Origin of the sequence: Acidovorax sp. (assembly GCF_046341535.1) — a bacterium.
GTDB lineage: Bacteria > Pseudomonadota > Gammaproteobacteria > Burkholderiales > Burkholderiaceae_C > Acidovorax.
In genome coordinates, this window is sequence record NZ_JBKDRI010000024.1 from 1 (window position 1) to 4901 (window position 4901).

3 protein-coding genes are annotated in these 4901 nt (G+C 63.4%); 2 read left to right on the top strand and 1 reads right to left on the bottom strand.

Annotated elements, in window-relative coordinates:
- Positions 1 to 264: 264 nt before the first annotated feature.
- A complete protein-coding gene (locus tag ACK543_RS01330) occupies positions 265 to 2457 on the bottom strand; it encodes a heavy metal translocating P-type ATPase (RefSeq protein ID WP_409941084.1) in 2193 nt (730 codons plus the stop codon).
- A 430-nt stretch (positions 2458 to 2887) separates the two neighbouring features.
- Between ACK543_RS01330 and ACK543_RS01335 the strand changes: the two genes are divergently transcribed.
- Entirely contained in the window at positions 2888 to 3088 is a 201-nt protein-coding gene (locus ACK543_RS01335) for a heavy-metal-associated domain-containing protein (RefSeq protein ID WP_409941082.1), read from the top strand.
- Positions 3089 to 3234: 146 nt separating this feature from the next.
- The coding region (locus tag ACK543_RS01340) for a beta-galactosidase (protein WP_409941083.1) at positions 3235 to 4901 on the top strand (1667 nt) is incomplete at its 3' end.

The window sequence follows — 4901 nt, forward strand, 5'->3', positions numbered from 1 at the left end:
ACCTCGGCAAACGAGTGGGCCATGAAATGGTCGCTCATCGCGTGGATGCGAAGCATGCCCAGCATGCCTGCCCCGCCCAACAGAACGAGCAAAGCCAGCACCACCCCGATGGCGCCTAGCATCCGCATGCGGATCGTGAACCGCCTCATGAAAAATCCCATCGTCTTTCTCCTCGTTGGTGGCAGCGCGGCCCATACTCGGAGCGCACGCTTAAAACCTTCTAACAGTTTGACACACAACACCGACTCGTTGAATACGTAGTTTTCACATGCGCCAGCGCTTGAGCAGCAGCGCGTTGGCCATGACGCTCACCGAGCTCAGCGCCATGGCAGCGCCTGCGACCACGGGGCTGAGGTAGCCCAGCGCGGCCAGCGGGATACCGGCCACGTTGTAGGCAAAGGCCCAAAAAAGGTTCTGGCGGATTTTCATGACCGTGCGGCGCGAGATGTCGAGCGCCGCAGCCACCAGCATCGGGTTTCCCCGCATCAGCGTGATACCGGCGGCGTGCATGGCCACGTCGGTGCCATTGCCCATGGCCATGCCCACGTCTGCGGCCGCCAGCGCGGGAGCGTCGTTCACGCCATCGCCCACCATGGCAACGGTGTGGCGCCCCCGGTGGCTGCCCGCATCAGGCCCTTGTTGCAGCGCGCGAATCGCGGCGGCCTTGTCGCCCGGCAGTACCTCGGCCAAGACCTCGCCGGCTTGAGGCTGAAGCCCCAGCCGCCGCGCCATGGCCTCGGCCGCGCCCCGGTTGTCGCCCGAGATCATCACGGTGCGGATGCCGCGCGCCTTCAGCGCCGCCAGCGCCTCGCGTGCGCCGGGCTTGGGCTCATCGCCAAAGGCCATCAGGGCGCGCAGCGCAAGGCCAGCGGCGGTACGCTCGACCACTGCCGACACCGTCGCACCTTCGCGCTGCAAAGCGGCTGCGCGGTCGGTCAGCGGGCCCAGGGCCACGCCCAACTCGCCCATCCAGCGCAGGCTTCCCACCAACCATGTCTGGCCCTGCACCTCGCCTTCGGTGCCGCGCCCGGGTACCGAGCGCACGCCCTCGGGCGGGAGCACGGCCAGTTGCTGCTCGGTCGCCCCAGCCGCCACGGCGCGCGCCAGCGGGTGTTCGCTGCCACTTTGCACCGATGCCACGGCAGCCAGCACGGCCGCGCGATCAAGCCCGGGCACCACCTCGAAGGCCGTCAGGCGCGGGCGGCCCACGGTCAGCGTGCCGGTTTTGTCAAACGCCACCGTGTCCACCTGGTGCGCCAGCTCCAAGGCCTGCGCGTCCTTGATAAGAATGCCGTTTTTGGCGGCCACCCCGGTGCCTGCCATGATGGCCGCAGGGGTTGCCAGACCCAGCGCGCACGGGCAGGCAATCACCATCACGGCCACCGCGTGGATGAGCGCGCTCTCCAGCCCCGCACCCACCGCCAGCCAGCCCCCCAGCGTGATCAGCGCCACAACCAGCACCACGGGCACGAACACGGCCGACACCTGGTCCACCAGGCGCTGGATGGGCGCCTTGGCGGCCTGCGCGTCTTCCACCAGGCGGATGATGCGCGCCAGCACGGTCTCGCTGCCCACGGCGGTGACTTCCATCACCACCCGGCCGTCACCGTTAATCGAACCTCCCGTCAGCGGCATGCCCACATCGCGCGGTACGGGCAGTGGTTCACCGGTCAGCATCGATTCATCGACCTGCGTGTGGCCCTCGCGCACCACGCCATCGACCGGAATGCGCTCGCCAGGCCGCACCACCAGGCGGTCGCCCTGCAGCACCTCGGCCACGGGCACATCGACCTCACCGCCCTTGCCCAGCAGGTGCACCACGTCAGGCCGCAGGGCATGCAGCGCACGGATGGCCGCAGTGGTCTGCTGCTTGGCGCGTGCCTCCAGCCACTTGCCCAGCAGCACCAGGGTGATGACGACGGCCGAAGCCTCAAAGTACAGGTGAGGGGCGTGCCCCGGGTGCGCGGTCAGCCACAGCCACACCGACAGCCCCCAGCCCGCGCTGGTGCCCAGCGCCACCAGCAGGTCCATGTTGCCCGACAGCGCCCGGGCCGCATGCCAGCCCGCCTTGTAAAAGCGCGCCCCCAGAATGAACTGCACCGGCGTGGCCAGCGCACACTGCAGCCAGGCCGGCAGCATCCAGTGCTGGCCGAACAAGTCACCCACCATGGGCAGCACCAGGGGCGCCGAGAGGATGAGCCCGATGGCCACCGGCCAGAAACCTGCCCAGGGCGAAGCGGCTTGCAGTGTGTCTGCGGCATCGGCCGCCCAGGGCTCGTAGCCTGCATTGCGCACCGCGCGGCGCAGCAGGGCATCGATGGCGGCGGTCTCGGACGGGCTGGCCGACACGAAAGCAATGCGCGCCGATTCGGTGGCCAGGTTGACCGAGGCCTCCTGCACGCCCTGCACCTTGCGCAGAGCGCGCTCCACCCGCCCCACACAGCTGGCGCAAGTCATGCCGGATACACCGATATCAACAGACTGCACCGACCCCACGCCGGGCAGGGCCGCGGCCTGATGAGGAACAATGGCAGAGGGGTTCATGACGGATATGGTGAACCGTAACACGATAACCGGGTCAAGCCATGACCTTGATCAATTCCAGGAGCCTGTCGAACTTGGAGCGTCGAAAGCGAAAATCGGCGAGAGCGAGGACAGTTTTTGCCGAATTTGCAGCCCCATAGTTGCAGCCCCATAGCCGAGCTATGGGGCAAAAAGGCGGTTCAAAATGGACCGCTGCGGTCGGTTTGCAGCCGACGATTTCCAGGTCCGACAGGCTCCTAGGGCGATGGGTATTCCGCATGCTACTTGACTCAGCCCGCGACCCCACTGAACGAGCAGGGCCGCAACGAGCCCGCCGCATCTGACCCACAGAAAGGACACCTCCATGCAAACCCACAGCTTTCAAGTCCAGGGCATGACCTGCGGCCACTGCGAGCGCGCCGTGACGCAGGCGGTGCAGCAGGTCGACCCCAGCGCCGCCGTGCGCATCGACCGCGCCAGCGGCAAGGTCGATGTGGACAGCACGGCCCCACGCGAAGCGCTGGCCGCGGCCATTGCTGACGAGGGCTACACCGTCACCGCCTGACGGCCCACGCCGGCCAGCGTGGCGGCCCGGGGGTGCCGCACGACAAATCGGCAGGACTGCGGGGTGACCTGGGCGGTCATGAAACAATCTCCCGCGTGCGCGTGTTTGTCCCCCCCGCGCCTTCGAATTCATTTCACAGCCATTCCATGAAAAAAATCTTCTGCGCAGCGGCGTTGTGGGCCGCCTCTGCGGTCTTCGCCAGTGCCTCAACCGTCACTCCCGTATCGAGCATGATCGTCATGCCGTGGGATATGAACCAGACCAGCGATCTTGCCAGTCAAATAAAAACCAAGGGATTTAACCACGCCACGTTTTATCTCAATTGGTCCGATATTGAATCGCGGAAGAACGAATATCAGTTTGCCCATTACCACAAGTATCTGGACGCCCTTGTCAATGGCGGTCTGAACCTGATTTTAGTGCTGGACATGGGGGGGCGTCAGTACCTGGACGAAAACGGCAGGAAAATTGAGGATGCTTCAACGACGCCAAATTGGCTTTACTCGGAGCATCCGGGTTCGGTCATGAAAAATTTCTCTGGAAATTACCAGTGGCAACCCGACTTTACGGATGATGTGGTCAAGAAGCATTCGTCCCGATTCATCAGCCAGACCGTGGCCCACTTTTCAAAGCGCTATCCCGGCAAGATCCTTGGTTTTGCGATCGGGCTGCAGGAGGAGCATGAAATCAAATATGGACAGACTGGCTATCAATGGCGCGACTATAAAGAATCCACACAGCGTGATTTCCAGGCAAAGTATGGGGCCGCGCAGCCCATTATCAACTACAACAATGACATCAAAAATGGCCAGCCAAAACCCGAGCCGCTTTTAAATACCCACCGCGAATACCGGGAGACCCGCCTGGCGCAGGCGACCTGCGAGCAGGCCAAGGCCATCCGGGATCAGGGAGCGGCTGCCATCGGTTATTTTGCCGAAACCTTTACCTCCCACGATGCCATTTATGCTTCGGGCGTCGTCGAAAAACTCCCGTCATGTCTTGATATCGCCGTCATCGATTACAACTTCTATGACGGATACAAGCTGGTGCCAGACGCCGATGTGTTGCCGACCCTGGCCAATTACATGGGTGCCCTGGGCTACAAAAAAGTCATGATTGGTGCCTATGCCGAACAGTGGGAACTGCGAAAACGCACCCACGACCTGATTCCCATCATCAACCGGTCCATCCGGCAGGCGCTTTCGCAGGACCATGTGATCGGATTCGAGCTGGGGGGTTTTCAGCGGCAGGCCACTGCCAACCAGTCCGCCACCATGGACCTGGACAAGTTCGGCGGCATCGATACCCGGGCCCCGCGCATCGACGCGCCCGCCAAGTCCCAAGCCACCCGAATTGGCGTCCTGGGGTCTGCGACCAATTTCTATGTGTGGCATGGCGAGCGCAGTTCAGGCCGAAACGTCCATCGCGACGCCCTGTTTGCCGCGTTCAAGCTGCTGAGCAGCCAAAAGGATCTGGACGTCCACCTGATAGGCGAGAAAAACCTTCTTCTGGATGACCCCATCATCCAAAGCCTGGATGCGATTGTGGTTCCCCACCAGGCGGCCATGCCGCAGGCCGTCAAAACCAAACTGACCCAGTTCTGGAAGAACGGCGGCGCTCTCGTGCAGGACATGCGCCTTGGCGAATTTGACGAGAACGGCAAGGCAACGTTCGACTGGATGAATGATGTGTTCGGTATCGCCAAGGTCGAGTGGAAAAAAGGCGGTGGAATCTTCCTGATCGACGGCAAGATCTATCGCCTTCAGCGTTCGCCGCGCCTGTATACCGGCCATGCATCCATCACGCCGCGCCC